The following is a 19662-nucleotide window of genomic DNA, read 5'->3' as shown; positions in this document are numbered from 1 at the left end:
GAGGAGGATTCGTGACCGAGCTTGCGAGGTCACGGTTGGATACAGCACCGCCGGTCGCGAGGCCGACGAGCGCTAGCGAGGAGGATTCGTGACCGCTACCGATGAGTTCCGTACCGCGAGGGACTACCTGCTCGCCAACCGGGAGGACTACGAGTCGGCCTACCGCGGGTTCAGCTGGCCCGCGCTGGATCGGTTCAACTGGGCGCTCGACTGGTTCGACCAGCTCGCCGTGGACACCCCGGACGCGCCCGCGCTGTGGATCGTGGAGGAGGACGGTGCCGAGTGCAAGCTGTCCTTCACCGAACTGTCCGCGCGCTCCAACCAGGTGGCGAACTTCCTGGCCGAACAGGGGGTGCGCCGGGGCGATCGGCTCATCCTGATGCTCGGCAACCAGGTCGAGCTCTGGGAGACGATTCTCGCCACGATGAAGCTCGGCGCGGTGATCATCCCGGCGTCCACCCTGCTCGCGGCGAGCGACCTGGTCGACCGGGTGCAGCGGGGGAACGCGCGGCACGTGGTCACCGGTGCGGCGAGCGCGGCCACGTTCGCCGAGGTACCCGGGGAGTACACGAAGATCTGTGTCGGTGCCGCCCCGAACGGCTGGATCGACTACCGGAAGGCCTACGAACAGGGCGCCGGGTTCACCGCGGACGGGCCGACCAACGCGGACGACACTCTGTTGCTCTACTTCACCTCCGGAACAACGGCCAAGCCCAAGCTCGTGGAGCACACCCACGCCTCCTATCCGGTCGGGCACCTCTCCACGATGTACTGGATCGGGCTGCGGCCCGGGGATGTGCACCTGAACATCTCCTCGCCCGGCTGGGCCAAGCACGCCTGGAGCAATGTCTTCGCCCCGTGGAACGCGGGCGCCTGCGTGTTCATCTACAACTACACCCGGTTCGACGCGGCCGCGCTGCTGGCGACGATGGGCCGCGCCGGGGTCACCACCTTCTGCGCCCCGCCGACCGTGTGGCGGATGCTCATCCAGTCCGATCTCGGCGCGCTCGCCACCCCACCGCGCGAGGTCGTGGGCGCGGGTGAGCCGCTGAACCCGGAGATCATCGAGCAGGTGCGCAAGGCCTGGGGAACCACGATCCGGGACGGTTTCGGGCAGACCGAGACCACCGTGCAGATCGGCAACACCCCGGGACAGAGCGTCAAACCGGGCTCGATGGGCAGGCCGATCCCGGGATTCACCGTGGCACTCGTGGACCCGGCCAGCGGGGCGGTGGGCACCGAGGGGGAGATCTGCCTGGACCTCGCGCATCGTCCGCTCGGGCTCATGGTCGGGTACCGGGATGACGAGCAACGGACCGCGGAGGTGATGCGGGACGGGCATTACCACACCGGGGACGTGGGTTCCCGGGACGCGGAGGGCTACATCACCTATGTCGGGCGCTCGGACGATGTGTTCAAGGCGAGCGACTACCGGATCTCACCGTTCGAACTCGAGAGCGTGCTACTCGAACACGAGGCCGTGGCGGAAGCGGCCGTGGTTCCCTCACCCGATCCGGTAAGGCTCGCGGTGCCGAAGGCGTACGTGGTGCTGGCCGCCGGGTACCCGGCCGAGGCGGACACGGCGCGTTCGATCCTGGCTTTCGCCCGCGCCCAGCTCGCCCCGTACAAGCGGATCCGGCGCCTTGAGTTCGCCGAGCTTCCCAAGACCATCAGTGGCAAAATCCGCAGGGTGGAGCTGCGTGGACGAGAGAACGAGCTGCACGCGGACGCGGCGGCTAAGCCGGGTACGGAGTTCGGCGAGGACGATTTCCCGGACCTCAAAGGGTAGGAGCACCGTAACGCAAGTCCCTGTGCGCTGACTCACGGGAAAATAACTTGCACTAGCCGCTCGACAAGGTGCATTGTTGAGGACGGCAACTACTTGTATGGGTCATGCAACGTAGCCGTCGACTTCAATCATCTCGATATCTGGAGCGGACGATCATGCTTACCATTCCGGACCCTGGGGTGGCGCGGGTCGACGACGGAATCGATACCGCCGGCGGAAGCGCTCGGCTCGCCGCCGTCGACAACGTCGCGACCCAGGTGCTGCGCACCACGCGACTCACGCACCTGGCCTGGCACGCACTCGGCAAGGAATACGGCCCGGACGTGGATCCGGTCGGGTTCCGGGTTCTCGCCCAGGTGATCACCGGCGGACCGGTACGGCTGACCGCGCTCGCCGAGGAACTGTTCACCGACACCTCGACGATGAGCAGGCAGACCTCGGCGATGGTGAAAGCCGGTCTGCTCGAGCGCAGGCCGGACGCCGCGGACGGGCGGGCCAGCCTGCTGGCCGCCACCGAGAAGGGCGAGCGGGTCTTCGAACACGTGCGCAGGCGCCGCGAGGAACTGCTCGGCGGGCTGCTCGACGAGTGGTCCGAGGAGGACGTCCACCAGCTCGGCGTGCTGCTCGAGCGGTACAACCTCACCCTCGCCCGCCACTACGTGCCCGCGCACTGCGCGGAACAGAAAGCGGAACAGAAAACTGTCGGACCTCGTGCGCACAATGACCAGCGGGCGCACGCGAACAACCAGAACGACACCACAGAAGATGAAGGGGAGGACTGTTCATGACTACCGCTGCGGCATCACCCGCGGCGAGCTCACGGGAGGCTTCGTCACCAGCAGGGCTGTCCCACCGGCAGATCTTGGTGATCCTGTCCGGGCTGATGCTCGGCATGTTCCTCGCGGCGCTCGATCAGACGATCGTGTCCACCGCGGTGCGGACGATCGCCGATGATCTCAAGGGGCTCGACCAGCAGGCCTGGGTGACGACGGCGTATCTGATCACCTCGACGATCTCGACGCCGCTCTACGGCAAGCTCTCGGATATGTACGGCCGCAAGCCGTTCTTCCTTGCCGCCATCTCGATCTTCGTCATCGGTTCGATCGCGTGCACCTTCTCCACGTCGATGTACATGCTGGCCGCGTTCCGCGCGCTGCAGGGCATCGGTGCCGGTGGCCTGATGTCGCTGGCCCTGGCGATCATCGCGGACATCGTTCCCGCCCGGGAGCGGGCCAAGTACCAGGGTTACTTCCTCGCGGTGTTCGGCACCTCGAGCGTGCTCGGCCCGGTCATCGGCGGTGCCTTCTCCGGCGTGGACAGCATCGCGGGTATCGCGGGCTGGCGCTGGGTGTTCCTGGTGAACGTGCCGATCGGCATCATCGCGCTGTTCGTGGTCGCCAAGGTGCTCAACATTCCCGGAAGCGGGACGGACAAGAGCAAGCGCAAGAGGGTCGACTGGTGGGGTGCGACCGCGCTGATCGTCGGTCTCGTTCCGCTGCTGCTCGTGGCCGAGCAGGGCCGCGAATGGGGTTGGACCGAGACCGGTTCGATCATCTGCTACGCGGTCGGCGCGGCGGGCCTGATCGGGTTCGTGATCATCGAGAGGTTCATGGGTGACAATGCCCTCATCCCGCTGAAACTGTTCCGCAGCGGGGTCTTCTCGATCACCGCGGGCGGCGGCCTGCTCGTCGGTCTGGCCATGTTCGGCGGTATCGCAATGCTCCCGCAGTACATGCAGATCGTGCGTGGTGCCTCACCGACCGAATCGGGTTTCCTGATGCTGCCGTTCGTCGGCGGGATGATGGTCTTCTCGGTGATCTCCGGTCAGATCACCTCGCGCACCGGGCGGTACAAGATCTTCCCGGTGCTCGGTACGGCACTGCTGACCGGTGCCGCGATCCTGTTCCACTTCCGGCTGACCGCGGACACCTCCTTCGGTGAGCTCGCCGGCTACATGGTGATGTTCGGTGCCGGTCTCGGTCTGTGCATGCAGACCCTGACGCTGGCCGCGCAGAACGCGGTCCCGGTACGGGACATCGGGGTGGCCAGCTCCACGAGCACGATGACCCGTCAGCTCGGTGGCACGCTCGGCACCGCCGTGTTCCTCTCGATGCTGTTCTCCACGGTCGGCACCAAGATCGGGGACGCGTTCAAGTCCGCGGCGAGCACCCCGGCCTTCCAGAACGCGCTCGTCCACCCGGCGGGCGGTCCGGAGAGCGCGCAGGTCGCCCAGCAGATGGCGCACGGCCCGCAGGGCATGGCCGCGCTGTCCGGGAAGGTCATGCAGGATTCGTCCTTCCTGCAGCGCATCGACCACAACCTGGCGCACCCCTTCCTCGTCGGGTTCTCGAACTCGATGCAGCTCGTGTTCCTGGCGGCCGCCATCGTGGCCGCGGTGGCGTTCCTGGTGTTCCTGTTCATGAAGGAACTGCCGCTGCGCAACACCTCGGGTGTGCAGGAGAAGGCGGCCGCCGCGGCGGCCGAGTCCGGTCCCGAAGGGCCGGTCACCGCGGGAGTCGGCGCGTCGTTGCTGGACGAGACGACCGGGCCGGCGAGGTCGATCGATCCGAACGAGGACAGGGAGCTCGTACACGCCATGGCGAGCGGCGATATCGGGGAGCCGAACGGAAACGGCGCCAACGGTTCCGGGCGGCACGGTGCGGCACAGGTCGTCGCATCGGCCGGGGAATTCGCCCCGCGCGCACCCGGCGCGCACCGCATCCGGGCAGAGGAGATGACAGCGGCGCAGATGAGTACAGCGCAGATGAGTACAGGTGGTAACGGGACCGGCCCGGGCGGCATTCCGGTACACGGCACGGTGCACCGCGGCGGCGGGGAACCGGTGCCGGGTGCGGTGCTGACCCTGATCGACACCGGCGGCAGGCAGGTCGGCAGGGCCAACGCGGGGCCGGACGGTGGGTATCGCCTCGATGCCCCGACGGCCGGACGGTACGTGCTGATCGCCTCGGCGGGCGCGCACCAGCCGGAGGCCTCGACCATCACCGTCGGCGGCGAGCCGCTCGGCGTCGACCTGCTGCTGACCGGGACCGCGGGCCTGACCGGCCTGGTCACCAGCGCCAGCAGCGGGCAGCCGGTGGCCGGGGCGACGACCACCCTCGCGGATGCGCGTGGCGAGGTCGTCGGGGCCGAGACCACCGACGAGAGCGGGCTCTACGAGTTCCGTGAGCTGGTCGCCGGTGAGTACACCCTCGTGGTGAGCGCCGAGTCGTTCCGCCCGGTGGCCGCGAGCGTGAGTGTCGCGGCCTCGGACCGGACGCGGCAGGACATCGTGCTTGCCGGTGGCGTGCGGCTGTCCGGGATCGCGAAGGCGGGACCGGACGGGCACGCGGTCGGGGACGCACGGATCACCCTGCTCAACGCGGAAGGGCACGTGGTCGCCTCGACCGACACCGCTCCGGACGGTTCCTACCAGTTCGCCGACCTTGCCGAGGGCGAGTACACGGTGATCGCGAGCGGCTACCCGCCGGTCGCGAGCAACCTGAGCCTCGACGGCGGCGAGACCGGCCAGCACGACGTGACCCTCGGGCACCCGGAGGCGAACCAGTGACGGGGACGGGGCTGCGCGCGAAGGTGGCCTCCGCGGACGGCTGGCCGGTCGCCGAGGCGGTCGTCACGGTCACCGACATGACCGGCACCCAGGTGGCCCGCGAGCAGGCGGGCGCGGACGGCAAGGTCGACGCGCCCGCCCTGCCCAAGGGCGTCTACACGGTGATCGTCACCGCGGTGGGTTTCGATCCGGTCGCCAGGACCGCGATGGTGCCCGACTCCGGGGTGTGCGAGCTCGGCTCGATCACCGTGCAGCGCGCCGGGGACACGGTGCTGCCCGCGGCGGGTGTGTGGACCATCGACCCGATGCACTCGACGATCAACGTCAAGGTGCGTCACCTCGGGATGGCGACCATCCGTGGCCGCTTCGCCGAGTTCTCCGGGCGCATCGAAGTCGCCGACCCGCCGACCGAGTCGCTCGTGCAGGCCACGATCGACGCCGCGAGCGTGGACACCTCGAACAAGATGCGCGACGACCATCTTCGTTCGAAGGACTTCCTGCACGTGGAGGAGTACCCGGAGATCACGTTCAACGGGAACGGGATGACCGCGACCGGGCCGGACCGGTGGACGCTCGGCGGTGAGCTGACGCTCAAGGGCGTGGCGCGGCCGGTCTCCCTGGATCTGCGCTACACCGGCTGCGGGGACGATCCGTGGGGCGGGCAGCGGGCCGGGTTCCTGGCCAGCACCGAACTGCGCCGCGAGGACTTCGGCATCACCTACAACCAGGTGCTCTCCGCCGGAATCGACGCGATCGGTGCGACCCTGCAGGTCGATCTGGAGATCGAGGCGGTCAAGGGGGCCGAGCTGCCCGGACTCTGAGCAACTCCGGCACGTCCCTGGCCCCAGCACGGTTAGCTTAGCTAAGCTAACCGTGCTGGGGCATTCGATTTCGGGATGGTGGCGTGTGGCGATAGGCGGGCAGACAGGGCAGCCCAAGACGAATTCTCGGGGGAGCGGGCGGCAGCGCACGCACGAGGAGCTCGGCCCGAGATACAAGTGGATCGCGTTGACCAACACCACACTCGGCATGTTGATCGTGACGATCAACTCCTCGATCGTGCTGATCGCGCTGCCGGACATCTTCCGCGGTATCGGCATCAACCCGCTCGAAGCCTCGAACACCAGTTACCTGCTGTGGATGATCATGGGGTTCATGGTCGTCACGGCGGTGCTCGTGGTGGCCTTCGGACGGTTGGGGGACATGTTCGGCCGCGCCCGGATGTACAACATGGGCTTCGCGGTGTTCACTCTTTCCTCCGTGCTGCTCGCCACGACCTGGTTCGAAGGTGACGCCGCCGCGCTGTGGCTGATCGGCTGGCGGGTCATTCAGGGCGTCGGCGGCGCGTTCGTGATGGCGAACGCGACCGCGATCGTCACCGACGCGTTCCCCCGCGACCAGCGCGGTATGGCGCTCGGTATCAACGGGGTCTCCGCCATCGCGGGCACGTTCATCGGCCTGGTGATCGGCGGGGTGCTGGCTCCGGTCGAATGGCACCTGGTCTTCCTCGTCTCCGTGCCGTTCGGGTTGTTCGGCACCGTGTGGGCCTACCGGAAACTGCACGATCTCGGGGAGCGCAAGCACGCGCGGATGGACTGGTGGGGCAACATCACCTTCGCCGTCGGTCTGGTCGCCGTGCTGGTCGGCATCACCTACGGCCTGCAGCCGTACGGCGACGCGCCGATGGGCTGGGCGAGCCCCATGGTGCTCGGCTGTATCGGCGGCGGGATCGTGGTGCTGGTGATCTTCGGGGTCATCGAGACCAGGGTGGCCGAGCCCTTGTTCAACCTGAAGCTGTTCCGGATCCGGTCCTTCCTCGCCGGCAACATCGCCTCCCTGCTTGCCGCGCTCGCTCGCGGTGGCCTGCAATTCGTGCTGATCATCTGGCTGCAGGGGATCTGGCTGCCGCAGCACGGCTACAGCTTCGAGTCCACGCCGCTGTGGGCGGGTATCTACATGCTGCCGATGACGATCGGGTTCCTGATCGTCGCCCCGTTCGCCGGGATGCTCGCCGACCGGTTCGGTGGGCGGTTCTTCGCCGCCGGTGGGATCGTGCTGGCCGCCGTCTCGTTCCTGCTGCTGTCCCTGCTGCCGGTGAACTTCGACTACCTCACCTTCGCGGGCCTGCTTTTCCTCAACGGTGTCGGCACCGGGATGTTCAACTCGCCGAACCGCGCCGACGTGATGAACTCACTTCCCGCCGACGCACGCGGGGTCGGTTCCGGGATGCAGATGACGTTCCTGAACGCGGCGATGGTGCTGTCCATCGGCGTGTTCTTCAGCCTCATCGTGACCGGACTGTCCAGCGAGCTGCCGTCCGCCATGAACGCGGGACTGACCGCGCACGGTGTCCCCGCGGCCAGCGCGCAGCATGTGGCGAACCTGCCACCGATCGCGGTGCTGTTCGCCGCGTTCCTCGGTTACAACCCGATCCAGCAGCTGCTCGGCCCGGCGCTGCACGCACTGCCCCCGGGCCAGGCGGGTTTCCTCACCGGACGCTCGTTCTTCCCGCAGCTGGTCACCGGACCACTGCACGACGGTCTGCTGATCGCGTTCCTGTTCGCCGTCGCGGCCTGCCTGATCGCGGCCGTCGCCTCGCTGCTGTGCGAGCCGGCGCGGCGGACGAATGTCCGACTCGCCGCGGGGGCCGCCGCACCGGGCGGGAACGGCGTCAACGGTTCGGGACGGAACGGCGTGGCGAAGGTCGTCACCTCGGCCGGTGAGTTCGCGCCGCGGGGCCCAGGTGCTCGCGGCGTTCGCACCGGCGAGCAGGTCGCTTCGAGTGATGGCGCGGTCTCGGTGCACGGCACCGTGCATCGAAGTGGAGGCGAGCCTCTGCCCGGTGCCGTGGTGACCCTCATCGATACGGCTGGTCGTCAGGTCGGGCGGGCCGACGCCGGTTCGGACGGTGGCTTCCGGCTGGCCGCGCCCACGGTGGGGCGGTACGTGCTGATCGCTTCGGCGGACGCGCATCAGCCGGAGGCTTCGCCGATCACCGTCGGCGAGGATTCCCTGGAGGTGGATCTGCTGCTGGCCGGAACGGCCGAGCTCGCCGGTGTGGTCACCAGCACCGGCAGCGGGGATCCGGTCGCCGGTGCAACGGCCACGCTGGCGGATGGACGTGGTGAGGTCGTGGGCGCCGAGCGCACCGGCGAACGGGGAGCTTATGAGTTCCGGCGACTGGTCGAGGGGGAGTACACCCTGGTGGTGAGTGCGGAGTCGTACCGTCCGTTCGCCACGAGTGTCCGGGTGGCCGGTTCCGAACGGAACCGGCAGGACGTGGCGCTCAGCGGCGGGCGGCGGCTGTCGGGGATAGCGAAGACCGGCCCGGACGGGCAACCGGTCGGTGACGCGCGGATCACCCTGCTCGACGCGGACGGGCAGGTGCTCGCTTGCACGGATACCGGTCCGGACGGCTCGTATCGGTTCGCCGATCTGGCCGAGGGGGACTACACGCTGATCGCGAGCGGATACCCGCCTGCCACGAGCAGACTGATCCTCGAGGGCGGCGAGAACGGCCGGCACGACGTGATTCTCGGGCACCCGGACACGAACCGGTGAGCCGGACCGCGCGCCTGCCCCGCTGTGGCCCGGTGCTGTACGGGGCAGCGCGCAAGCCCGGCATGAGGACTGTGCGAAGCTGAGCGGGTGACTGAAGGGGCCACCGAGGGCGCGGACCGCTGGCTGACCATCCCGAACGTGCTCTCCGTGTTGCGGGTGCTCACGGTTCCGCTGTTCCTGTACCTGCTGCTCGGCCCGCACGCGGATGTGTGGGCCCTTGTGGTGCTCGCCGCGTCCGCGATCACCGATTGGCTGGACGGCAAGCTGGCCCGCTGGCTCGATCAGTACTCCACGCTGGGGGCGATGCTGGACCCGGTCGCCGACCGGCTCTACATCCTGGCCACCCTGGTGGCGTTCGTCATCCGCGGGATCTTCCCGTGGTGGGCGGCCGCGCTGCTGGTGCTCAAGGACGTCGCCGTCGGGCTGTGCCTTCCGCTGCTGCGCAGGCGCGGATACGCACCCCCGGAGGTGCACTACATCGGCAAGGCGGCCACCTTCGCGCTGCTCTACGCGTTCCCGCTGCTCCTGCTCGCGCAGGGCACGAGCGAGGCCGCGCGGATCGCGCACCCGATCGCCACCGCGTTCGCGGTATGGGGCAGCGCGCTCTACCTGTGGGCCGGAGTGCTCTACCTGGCTCAGGTGCGTCTGGCGCTGCGCGGGCGGAGCGTGCCCGCACGGCCCGGCTGAGCCGCTTCGCGCGTGGCGTCACGGGAAATTCACCGAGGGAACAACCCGATAACGCGACGGCATTTTCTTCCGACCCGCCACCGGCTCACCCGGTCGGCAGCGGTACGTTTGGCACTCAACAGCATGACAGTTTCCCAAGAGCGGCAGAGGAGAGCTCAGGTGAGCGAGAACCCAGGACACGGTGTCCCGCCGGAGCAGGGCCCGGAGCGCACGTCCGTGTTCCGTGCGGATTTCCTTGACCAGGTCGACGGCGGTGCCGGCCAAGAGAGCGAAGCCTCTGTCGCCGGGGTCGACGCGTTGCCCGCAGGCTCGGCCCTGCTCGTCGTCAAGCGCGGCCCGAACGCGGGTTCGCGGTTCCTGCTGGACCAGGATTCCACGAGCTCCGGACGGCACCCGGACTCGGACATCTTCCTCGATGACGTCACGGTCTCCCGGCGGCATGCGGAGTTCCGTCGCGAGAGTGGCGACTTCGTGGTCATCGACGTCGGCAGCCTCAACGGCACCTACGTCAACCGCGAGCCGGTCGACCAGGCGGTACTCGCCAATGGCGACGAGGTGCAGATCGGTAAGTTCCGGCTGGTGTTCCTGACCGGGCCGAACGCGGGCAGCTGACGCGTGACCGCGCCGCGGCGGGCCGGGCCGAACGGTCCCGGCGGGCTGAGCATCGGAGCGGTGCTCGCCCAGCTGCGCGCGGAATTCCCGGACGTGACCATCTCCAAGATCCGGTTCCTGGAATCGGAGGGGCTGGTCAGTCCGGGCCGTACGCAGTCGGGCTACCGGCAGTTCACCGCGGCCGATGTGGCGCGGTTGCGGTATGTGCTCGCGGCACAGCGGGATCACTACCTTCCGTTGAAGGTCATCAAGGAGCAGCTGGACGCCGCGGACGAGGGAACCGTTCCGGACCCCGGTGTCCCGCGGCCGCCGCGCCAGCTCGTCTCGGTCGGTGCTCCGCCGAGCGCCGAGGACTTCGCCGCCGACACGGGCAACCGGCTCACTCAGGAGCAGCTGCTCGAACGGGCCGGGATCGACAAGCCGATGCTCGCCGAGCTCGAGCAGTACGGGCTGATCAGGGCCGGGGCGGCCGGGTTCTTCGACGAGGAGGCGGTCATCGTGGCACGCACCGTGCGCAAGATGACCGAGTACGGCATCGAACCGAGGCACCTGCGCGCTTTCCGTGCCTCGGCGGACCGCGAAGTCGGCCTGCTCGAGCAGATCGTCACCCCGCTGTACCGCCAGCGTGACCCCGATTCGCGCGCCCGGGCCGACGAGGTGGTGCGGGAGCTCGCCGCGCTCTCGGTGAGCCTGCACACCCTGCTCGTCAAGGCGGGCATTCGCGAGGTCGGCGGGTCGTGACGGGTCAAGACCGGTCCACCGTGGGACGATATCGGCAAGTGTAGGCGGATCCGCCGCATGGCGGGTAGCGTTGAAGTAGGGCCGTGCGGGACCCTTGGACCCTGGACGGCAGTTCCGAGCAACACCACGCGCGGTGCCTGGGCCGTCGGCCCGCGAATCGCGCAGGCGCAGGGAGGCGAGACCCGATGAGCAGCGAGATGCGTGTAGTCGGCGTACGAGTGGAACTACCCGCCAACCAGCCTATTTTGCTCCTGCGCGAGGCGGACGGCGAGCGTTACCTCCCGATCTGGATCGGGTCGGTCGAGGCGACCGCCATCGCACTCGAACAGCAGGGCGTCCATCCGGCGCGACCGCTCACCCACGACCTGCTCAAGGACGTGATCGCCGGGCTCGGCAGGGAACTGCAACAGGTGCGCATCATCGACCTGCAGGAGGGCACCTTCTACGCGGAGCTCGTGTTCGACGAGGATGTGCGCATTTCCGCCCGGCCGAGCGACTCGGTGGCGCTGGCCCTGCGTGCCGGGGTGCCGATCCACGCGGAGGAGAACGTGCTCGAGGAAGCCGGGCTCATCATCCCGGACGAGCAAGAGGACGAGGTGGAGAAGTTCCGTGAGTTCCTCGACTCGGTCTCGCCGGAGGACTTCCGCGGCGCGGACACCTGATTGCCGGGGCCATCCGCACCGCTGACCGCGTTCTCGTCGCCTCGCGCACCAAAAGTACGTGCGCCACGGCTTCCGCGGCCTTGCCGGTGGCACGCCTGGCTCCCGGCAATTCGGTGGAAAAACCCTCAAGATCAACATGAGGTCGAGGGTGTGTCGCGTTGACCGGCCGCGGCCGCGGACCTACCGTCGAGGGTGCAGGAAATCGCCAGGGTGTGATTCCACTGGTGGGATTCAAGACGGAGGCACGAGTGGTCAGCGACCAACCGTTCAGGGACCAGTCGTCGGGAACCGAGGGTGAGCAGGGTGAACTCTTCCCGGACGAGTCAGTGCCGGACGAGCTCGTCGGGTTCCGCGGTCCGGCGGCGTGCCAGATCGCCGGTATCACCTACCGCCAGCTGGACTACTGGGCGCGCACCAAGCTCGTGATGCCGAGTATCCGCACCGCGGTCGGCTCGGGTTCACCACGGCTGTACTCCTTCAAGGATGTGCTCGTGCTCAAGGTGGTCAAGCGGCTGCTGGACACCGGGGTATCGCTGCAGAACATCCGTACCGCCGTCGAGCACCTGCGGAACCGGGGTGTCTCGGACCTGGCGAAGCTGACGCTGTTCTCCGACGGGACGACGGTCTACGAGTGCACCTCGCCCGAAGAGGTCGTGGATCTGCTCCAAGGTGGTCAAGGCGTGTTCGGGATCGCGGTTTCCGGTGCGATGCGGGAGATCAGCGCCACCGTGCACGAATTCCCCGCCGAGCGTGCGGACGGCGCCGAGCTGACCGAGCACCACTCGGCGCACGCACACGATGAGCTCGCGAGTCGCCGCAGGGCGCGCGAGGTGGGTTAGACTGAGCGCGTAGTCGACGACACCCGTGCGGGAGAGTTCGGCCGGTCCGCCGGTCGGCGCCGAAGGAGCAAATCCTCCCCGGAACCTCTCAGGCCGCAGGACCGCGCTGGTGTATGACGCCTCTGGAAAGCGGGTCGGGTCGCCATCCCGGCCCCGCCGACGGTGAAAACCCTTCGGGGTGAAGCTCTCAGGCGCTCGTGAGCGGGCACAGACAGAGGGGGAGGGCAGTCCCGCCTGCTCGAACCCACCGAGCCTGAGTTCGACCCTCTGGAGGCACAGCAATGACAACCGAACGTGTTTCGCTCGCCGAGCTCGAACACGGAACCCCGTTCGCCACGCGCCACATCGGCCCGTCGGAAGACGCGCAGGCGCGCATCCTCGAGGTCCTCGGCGTCGATTCGCTCGATGAGCTCGCCGCGCGCGCGGTGCCCTCGTCCATCGTGGAGAAGGACCTCGCGCTCGCGCTCCCCGCGGCGGCGACCGAGCCCGAGGCCATCGCCGAACTGCGGGCGCACGCCTCGGCGAACACGGTCCGCACCCAGATGATCGGCCTGGGTTACTCGGGCACGGTGACCCCCGCGGTGATCCGGCGCAACGTGCTGGAGGACCCTGCCTGGTACACCGCGTACACGCCCTATCAGCCGGAGATCTCGCAGGGCAGGCTGGAGGCGCTGCTCAACTTCCAGACCATGGTCTCCGACCTCGCCGGGGTTCCGGTGGCGAACGCCTCGATGCTCGACGAGGCCACCGCGGCCGCCGAGGCGATGACCCTGGTGCGCCGGGCCGGACGTAACCGCTCGCCCCGGTTCGTGGTGGACGCCGACTCGCTGCCGCAGACCATCGCCGTGCTGCGCACCAGGGCGGAACCGCTCGGTATCGAGATCGAGGTCGCCGACCTGAGCGCGGGACTGCCGGACGGTGAGCTGTTCGGCGTGCTGCTGGCCTACCCGGGTGCCTCCGGGGCGATCGCCGACCACGCCGCGCTCATCGAGGCCGCGCACGAGCGGAACGCGATGGCCGTGGTCGCCGCGGACATCCTCGCACTGACCGTGCTGCGCGCGCCGGGGGAGATCGGCGCGGATGCGGTGGTCGGTTCCACTCAGCGGTTCGGTGTTCCGATGGGCTTCGGTGGCCCGCACGCGGGATACCTCGCGGTGCGCTCGAAGCTGGAGCGCCAGCTGCCCGGCAGGCTCGTCGGGGTCTCCACCGACGCCGACGGTGCGATGGCCTACCGGCTCGCGTTGCAGACCAGGGAACAGCACATTCGCCGGGAAAAGGCCACCTCGAACATCTGCACCGCCCAGGTGCTGCTCGCGGTGATGGCCTCGATGTACGCGGTCTACCACGGTCCGGACGGCCTGCGGAACATCGCGCGCCGCACCCACCGGATGGCCGCGGTGCTCGCCGCCGGGCTGCGCGCGGGCGGGGTGGACCTCGTGCACGAGCGGTTCTTCGACACCGTGCAGGCGCGGGTGCCGGGCCGGGCAGGGCAGATCGTGGCGGACGCCCGGGAGCAGGGGGTCAACCTGCGGCTGGTGGACGCGGACACGGTGGGCATCGCCACCGACGAGACCACGAGCCGGGCGCACCTGGCCGCCGTGTGGCGGGCCTTCGGGGTGGCCGCGGACGCCGACTCCCTGGACGCCGCGACCGTGGACGCCCTGCCCGGTGAGCTGCTGCGCACCAGCGAATACCTGACCCACCCGGTGTTCCACCGGCACCACAGCGAGACGGCGCTGCTGCGCTACCTGCGCGCGCTGTCCGACAAGGACGTCGCGCTGGACCGGTCGATGATCCCGCTCGGCTCGTGCACCATGAAGCTCAACGCGACCACGGAGATGGAACCGGTCACCTGGCCGGAGTTCGCGAACCTGCACCCCTTCGCGCCGGTCGAGGACGCCGAGGGGACCCTGGCGATGATCGGTGACCTGGAGCACTGGCTCGCCGAGATCACCGGCTACGACGCGGTCTCGCTGCAGCCGAACGCGGGCAGTCAGGGTGAGTTCTCCGGTCTGCTGGCGATCCGCGCCTATCACCGTTCACGCGGCGAGGCTGGGCGCGATGTGTGCCTGATCCCGGCCTCCGCGCACGGCACCAACGCCGCCTCCGCGGTGATGGCCGGGATGCGGGTGGTCGTCGTGCAGTGCGATGACGGTGGCAACATCGACATGAACCACCTGACCTCGCTGCTCGACGAGCACACCGAATCGCTCGCGGCCATCATGCTGACCTACCCGTCCACGCACGGGGTGTACGAGGACACCGTGCACAAGGTGTGCGGACTGGTGCACGACGCGGGCGGCCAGGTGTACGTGGACGGGGCGAACCTGAACGCGCTCATCGGACTGGCCCAGTACGGCAAGTTCGGCTCGGATGTCTCGCACCTGAACCTGCACAAGACCTTCTGCATCCCGCACGGCGGAGGCGGGCCCGGGGTCGGGCCGATCGGGGTGCGCGCGCACCTGGCCCCGTTCCTGCCCAACCACCCCGCCCAGCCGAGCGCCGGGCCGGAGACCGGGATCGGACCGGTCGCGGCCGCGCCGTGGGGTTCGGCGAGCATCCTGCCCATCTCCTGGGCCTATGTGCGGATGATGGGCCCGGACGGGCTGCGCCGCGCCACCCTGACCGCGATCGCGGCGGCCAACTACGTCGCGCGCAAGCTCGACGCGCACTTCCCGGTGCTCTACACGGGGGAGGGCGGATTCGTGGCGCACGAATGCATCCTCGATCTGCGCCCGCTCACCAAGGAGACCGGGGTGACCGTGGACGACGTGGCGAAGCGGCTCGCCGACTACGGCCTGCACGCGCCCACCATGTCCTTCCCGGTGGCCGGCACGCTCATGGTCGAGCCGACCGAGTCCGAGAACCTCGCCGAGCTCGACCGGTTCTGCGCGGCGATGATCAGCATCGGCGCCGAGGCGCGGCGGGTCGCGGCGGGGGACTGGCCCGCCGAGGACAACCCGCTGGTGAACGCGCCGCATACGGCGGAATGCCTGACCGGGGACTGGGTGCACCCGTACGATCGGGAAACAGCGGTGTACCCGGCGGGGCACGCCGCGGCGAAGATCTGGCCGCCGGTGCGACGCATCGACGGTGCCAAGGGTGACCGTAACCTCGTGTGTTCGTGCCCGCCCATCGAAGCGTTCGCGGGCACCGACAACGGGTGACGGGGGCGCGGTTACCCTGACCGGAACGATCGAGTGGGCATGCGGGACCGGTTCCCGCATGCCCACTCCGTCATCGACCAGGAAGGGCAGACGGCGACTCATGAGCCAGGTACCTCAACTCGAACTCAACGACGGTGTCCGGATTCCGCAGCTCGGGTTCGGCGTATGGCAGGTCCCGGACGAACAGGCGGTGCCTTCGGTCGCCGAAGCACTGCGCACCGGGTACCGCAGCATCGACACCGCCACCCTCTACCAGAACGAGGAAGGCGTCGGTAAGGCGATCGCGGAATCGGGGATCCCGCGCGAGGAATTGTTCGTCACCACGAAACTGGCGAACCCCGATCAGGGATACGAGGAAACCCTGCGCGCGTTCGAGGAGAGCGTGCGCAGGCTCGGCCTCGAATACGTGGATCTCTATCTGATCCACTGGCCGCTTCCCAAGGTCGACAAGTATGTCGACACTTGGAAGGCGTTCGAAAAGCTCAAGGCGGACGGCCGTATCCGGTCGATCGGCGTCTCGAATTTCCAGATCCCGCACCTCGAGCGGCTGTTCGCGGAAACCGAGGTCGTTCCTTCGGTGAATCAGATCGAATTGCACCCGAACCTGCCGCAGCGTGAACTGCGGGAGTTCCACGCCAAGCACGGGATCGCCACCGAGGCGTGGAGCCCGCTCGCCTCCGGCGAGCTGCTGCAGGACACCACACTCGGTGCGCTCGCCGAGAAATACGGCAAGAGCCCGGCGCAGATCATTCTGCGCTGGCACATTCAGCTGGGCAATATCGTGATCCCGAAATCCGTCACCCCGGAGCGGATCCGTTCGAACTTCGAGGTTTTCGACTTCGAACTCGGCGAGGACGACGTGGCGACCATCGACGGGCTGGAGAACGGGCGGCGCACCGGGCCCCACCCGGACGAAATGAATCACACGTGATCGAGTGCGTAGGTCCGTTTGATACTTGAACCGCAGTGAACGATATCGGCGCCGTAGACGTGCAGTGAAATCGCCGTCTCGGCGCCGATATTCGTCACCTTGTGGATATCGCCCGGTGGAATGCAGCAGGAAACGCTGCCGACCGGGTTCTCGGATTCCAGGTCCTGGACGAGTCCGGCGTGCTCGTCCAGCCGGTACACGGTCTCGTGTTCGGTGCCTTCGAGGACGGTGACCACGCACCAGGCGAGGTGATCGTGTACCGGGGTCTCCTGCCCTGGCAGCCAGACGAGCGCGACGACCGAGAAACTGCCGTCCGGCTCCACGTGCAGTACGTGCTGCTCATAGTGCTCCGGGTTTCCGCGCCGCTGGGCCGCGGTGAGCAGTCCGGTCCTCGGCCGGTTGGCCTCGAGCCAGGCCGCGACCGACTGCGCGGTTTCCTCGAGGGTGGCCGCCTCGCACACGGCCGCGCGGATCCCGGTAACCAAACTTTCGAGCATGCCCCGAGATTAGCGTGCGCCGCCGGTCGAGGTAACCGCCAATCGGTCGGCCAGCGCCACCGCCCGCTCGGCGCCTTCGAGGCGTGCGCGCCAGGACGCGGGCAGTGTCGCGGGTCCGCACCGCGCTCCGGTGAGCGCGCCCGCCATGGCCGCGATGGTGTCGGTGTCCCCGGCCATCCGGACGGCGAACCGGAGGCAGGCGGCCAGGTCATCCGGTTCGCGGAGGAAGGCGTACACCGCCGAGGGAACGGATTCCGGTGCGGCGACCCCGTTGCCGAGCTCGCGCGCGGCGCGTTCCGGACTGGCGCCCGCACGCAGCAGCGTCCCGGCCCGCTCCAGCGAGTCCCGCCACCGCGCGGAGCCCAGTGTGTCGGACAGTGCGCCGAGAAAGCCCGCGGTGTCCAGCCGGATACCGGGATCCTGGTGTGCGGCAAGGAAAGCGGCACCGGCCTGGCAGACTGCGCCGAGCGTACCGTCCTCGTGCGCGTGCGAGGGGAGCGCGCTCCGCCTCGCCAGCTCCGCCGCGTGCCCCAAATCCCGGGCGGCCAGGGCGGCGGGGGCGACCCGCATCGCGGCCCCGTTCCCGTAGGAGCCCGAGCCGCCGAACTGTTCCCTGGCGGCCTGTTCCCACGGTGTTCCTTCGGCGACCCGGGCGAACAACCGGGCCGCGCCCGCACCGTAGCCGCGCCACGGTTCGGCCCGCCAGGTGTCCGCGAACTCCCGGGCCAGCCGATCGATCCGCACCTCGCCGTGTTCGGCGAGATGCGCGGCGAAAGCGAAGGCCAGCGCGGTGTCGTCGGTGTAGCGCAACGGTTCGCCGGTGCGCTCGAGCGCGCGCACCGCCGCCTCGCCGACCGTGGCACCGCCCTCGAACGGCGCACCGAAACAGTCCCCGGCGAGCAGGCCGAGCAGCAGCCCGCGCGCGGTGTCCACCGTGCCGATCATGGTGGTGAGGGTAGGGCGTGCGCAGAGCGCGGCGGCCTTGCGGTTCAGGTACTGCTGTTCGCGCAGGTTCGTGGCCAGCCGGGCGGCGCGCAGATAGGCCTCTGCCGCGCCCTTGCGCTCGCCGGTGAGCTCGAGCAGGTGGGCTCGGACGGCGTGGTACCGGTGCCGTTCGCCGATCCGCGGGTCACCCGCGAGCCGCGCCAGGCGCTCCAGTCCGGCTTCCGGTCCCCGGGCCATCGCGAGGGCGACGGCGTGATTGAGCGCGACGACGGGGTTGTCCGCATGGGCGAGCAGTACCTCGTAGAGCGCGAGGATCTGCGGCCAGTCGGTGTCCGCGCTGCTGGGTGCCTCGTCGTGCAGCGCGGCGATGGCGGCCTGTAGCTGATAGGGCCCGGCCGGTCCGTTCGGCAGTGCTTCGGTGATCAGCGCCAGTCCTTCGCTGATCGCGGCGGTGTCCCAGCGGCCGCGATCCTGTTCGGCAAGCGGGATCAGTTCGCCGTGTGCCCCGGTGCGGGCAGGGCGGCGCGCGTCGGTGAGCAGCATGAGCGCGAGCAGCCCGGTGACCTCGCTGTCCCTGGGGAGCAGCAGCCGCAGGATCCTGGCCAGCCGGATGGCCTCGGCGGACAGGTCGACCCGGTACAGCTGGGCGCCCACGGTGCTCGTGTACCCCTCGGTGAAGATCAGATAGAGCACGTGCAGTACGGCGGCGGTGCGTTCGGCCCGTTCGGTCGCGGCGGGCATGCGGAACGGTTCGCCGTGGTTCCGGATGCGCCGTTTGGCGCGCAGGATGCGCTGCGCCATGGTCTGTTCCGGGACCAGGAACGCGCGGGCGATCTCCGCGGTACTCAGCCCGCCGACGCTGCGCAGGGTGAGGGCGATCTGGTCGGCGGGGCGCAGCGCGGGATGGCAGCACAGGTAGAACAGCACCAGGGTGTCGTCGGCCTCGGTGTCCCCGGCCGGTGGCCGCCAGGCGCGCGCCGCCCCGTCCTCGCGGCGCTGCCGGGCCTCTTCGGCGCGCAGCAGGTCGGTGAGCCTGCGGGAAGCCACCGTGATCAGCCAGGCTCGCGGCCGCTCCGGAAGGCCCTCGCGCGGCCAGGAGGTGCAGGCGCTCAGCATGGCCTCCTGGACCGCGTCCTCGGCCTCCGCGAAATGCCCGTAGCGGCGCGCCAGCGCGCCGAGGACCTGCGGCGCGAGTTCCCGCAGCAGGTCCTCGACGTGATCCGGTCTCACAGCTCGGCTTGGCCGTCGCCGAGTGGGCGGATGTCCAGGAACGCGGTGTCAGTGGCTCCCTCGGGCCCGGGCGCGGACGCGAACTCGAACCCGATCTCGGTCGCCCGGTCCATGCCGGAACAGTCGACGATCGTGTACCCGGCGAGCACTTCCTGGGTTTCCGCGTACGGGCCGTCGGTCACCACCGGGACCCCGTCGCGCGAGTGCAGCCTGCGGGTGTGCACCGGCTGGGCAAGCGGTTGGGCGTCGACCAGTTCCCCGGACTCGGCGAGCTCGGTGTGGATCTTGCCCATGTGCTCGTGCAGCGCGGCGATCTCCTCCTGCGACCAGGCCGGTTTGCTTCCCGGCCTTCCGGAGAGCGCATCGTGGTCGGCCTGGGAGGCGTACAGCATGATCATGTACTTCATGACGTCTGCCCTATCTTTTGTTCGGA

14 protein-coding genes, 2 pseudogenes and 2 riboswitches are annotated in these 19662 nt (G+C 69.1%); of the genes and pseudogenes, 12 read left to right on the top strand and 4 right to left on the bottom strand.

Features of this window, described 5'->3' with window-relative positions:
* The first annotated feature begins 88 nt into the window (after nt 1-88).
* The 12 genes from A37U_RS0117765 to A37U_RS0117710 all read left to right on the top strand — a co-directional run bounded on the left by A37U_RS0117765 (nt 89) and on the right by A37U_RS0117710 (nt 16557).
* A complete protein-coding gene (locus A37U_RS0117765) occupies nt 89-1789 on the top strand; it encodes an AMP-binding protein (protein WP_020498010.1) in 1701 nt (566 codons plus the stop codon).
* A 155-nt stretch (nt 1790-1944) separates the two neighbouring features.
* On the top strand, nt 1945-2577 hold the full coding sequence (locus A37U_RS44155) for a MarR family winged helix-turn-helix transcriptional regulator (protein WP_157182881.1): 633 nt from the start codon (nt 1945-1947) through the stop codon (nt 2575-2577).
* Nucleotides 2574-5357: an MFS transporter gene (locus tag A37U_RS0117755; protein ID WP_026197321.1), complete on the top strand. Its 2784-nt coding sequence runs from the start codon at nt 2574-2576 to the stop codon at nt 5355-5357. Before A37U_RS44155 ends, A37U_RS0117755 begins: the two co-directional genes overlap by 4 nt.
* Nucleotides 5354-6178, top strand: a complete 825-nt coding sequence (locus tag A37U_RS0117750; protein ID WP_020498007.1) for a YceI family protein — start codon at nt 5354-5356, stop codon at nt 6176-6178. The genes A37U_RS0117755 and A37U_RS0117750 overlap by 4 nt, the downstream gene beginning before the upstream one ends.
* Before the next feature lie 208 nt (nt 6179-6386).
* Complete coding sequence (locus tag A37U_RS49780; RefSeq protein ID WP_083933670.1) at nt 6387-8918, top strand: MFS transporter; 2532 nt, start codon at nt 6387-6389, stop codon at nt 8916-8918.
* 87 nt (nt 8919-9005) lie between these two features.
* Nucleotides 9006-9605: a cardiolipin synthase ClsA gene (clsA, locus tag A37U_RS0117740; protein WP_020498005.1), complete on the top strand. Its 600-nt coding sequence runs from the start codon at nt 9006-9008 to the stop codon at nt 9603-9605.
* 159 nt (nt 9606-9764) lie between these two features.
* Complete coding sequence (garA, locus tag A37U_RS0117735) at nt 9765-10217, top strand: glycogen accumulation regulator GarA (RefSeq protein ID WP_020498004.1); 453 nt, start codon at nt 9765-9767, stop codon at nt 10215-10217.
* Nucleotides 10218-10262: 45 nt separating this feature from the next.
* On the top strand, nt 10263-10958 hold the full coding sequence (ftsR, locus tag A37U_RS0117730; protein WP_026197320.1) for a transcriptional regulator FtsR: 696 nt from the start codon (nt 10263-10265) through the stop codon (nt 10956-10958).
* Between the two features lie 185 nt (nt 10959-11143).
* The gene (locus tag A37U_RS0117725; protein WP_026197319.1) at nt 11144-11620 is read left to right on the top strand and encodes a bifunctional nuclease family protein; all 477 of its coding nucleotides are present in this window, start codon (nt 11144-11146) and stop codon (nt 11618-11620) included.
* Nucleotides 11621-11868: 248 nt separating this feature from the next.
* The gene (locus A37U_RS0117720) at nt 11869-12459 is read left to right on the top strand and encodes a MerR family transcriptional regulator (RefSeq protein ID WP_026197318.1); all 591 of its coding nucleotides are present in this window, start codon (nt 11869-11871) and stop codon (nt 12457-12459) included.
* Nucleotides 12460-12477: 18 nt separating this feature from the next.
* Nucleotides 12478-12573: riboswitch (glycine riboswitch) on the top strand.
* A riboswitch (glycine riboswitch) is annotated at nt 12574-12684 on the top strand.
* A 56-nt stretch (nt 12685-12740) separates the two neighbouring features.
* Complete coding sequence (gene gcvP / locus A37U_RS0117715) at nt 12741-15626, top strand: aminomethyl-transferring glycine dehydrogenase (RefSeq protein ID WP_020498000.1); 2886 nt, start codon at nt 12741-12743, stop codon at nt 15624-15626.
* 100 nt (nt 15627-15726) lie between these two features.
* Entirely contained in the window at nt 15727-16557 is an 831-nt protein-coding gene (locus A37U_RS0117710; protein ID WP_020497999.1) for an aldo/keto reductase, read from the top strand.
* Here the strand turns inward: A37U_RS0117710 and A37U_RS44145 are convergent.
* The 4 genes and pseudogenes from A37U_RS44145 to A37U_RS0117695 form a co-directional block, all read right to left on the bottom strand.
* Nucleotides 16548-17054 carry a cysteine dioxygenase family protein gene (locus A37U_RS44145; protein ID WP_020497998.1) on the bottom strand — a complete coding sequence of 169 codons (507 nt, stop codon included), beginning with the start codon at nt 17052-17054 and terminating at the stop codon, nt 16548-16550. The two genes, A37U_RS0117710 and A37U_RS44145, sit on opposite strands and share 10 nt — an antisense overlap.
* 9 nt (nt 17055-17063) lie before the next feature.
* Nucleotides 17064-17960 (bottom strand): annotated as a pseudogene (locus tag A37U_RS53715) (ADP-ribosylglycohydrolase family protein); the annotation flags it as partial.
* A 63-nt stretch (nt 17961-18023) separates the two neighbouring features.
* A pseudogene (locus A37U_RS53710) lies at nt 18024-19229 on the bottom strand (RNA polymerase sigma factor); the annotation flags it as partial.
* Nucleotides 19226-19636, bottom strand: coding sequence for a YciI family protein (locus tag A37U_RS0117695; RefSeq protein ID WP_020497996.1), 411 nt, complete (start codon nt 19634-19636; stop codon nt 19226-19228). The pseudogene A37U_RS53710 and the gene A37U_RS0117695, both read right to left, overlap by 4 nt.
* Nucleotides 19637-19662 lie beyond the last annotated feature (26 nt).

Source organism: Sciscionella marina DSM 45152 (assembly GCF_000379465.1).
GTDB lineage: Bacteria > Actinomycetota > Actinomycetes > Mycobacteriales > Pseudonocardiaceae > Sciscionella > Sciscionella marina.
This window is presented reverse-complemented; position numbering and strand designations above follow the sequence as displayed.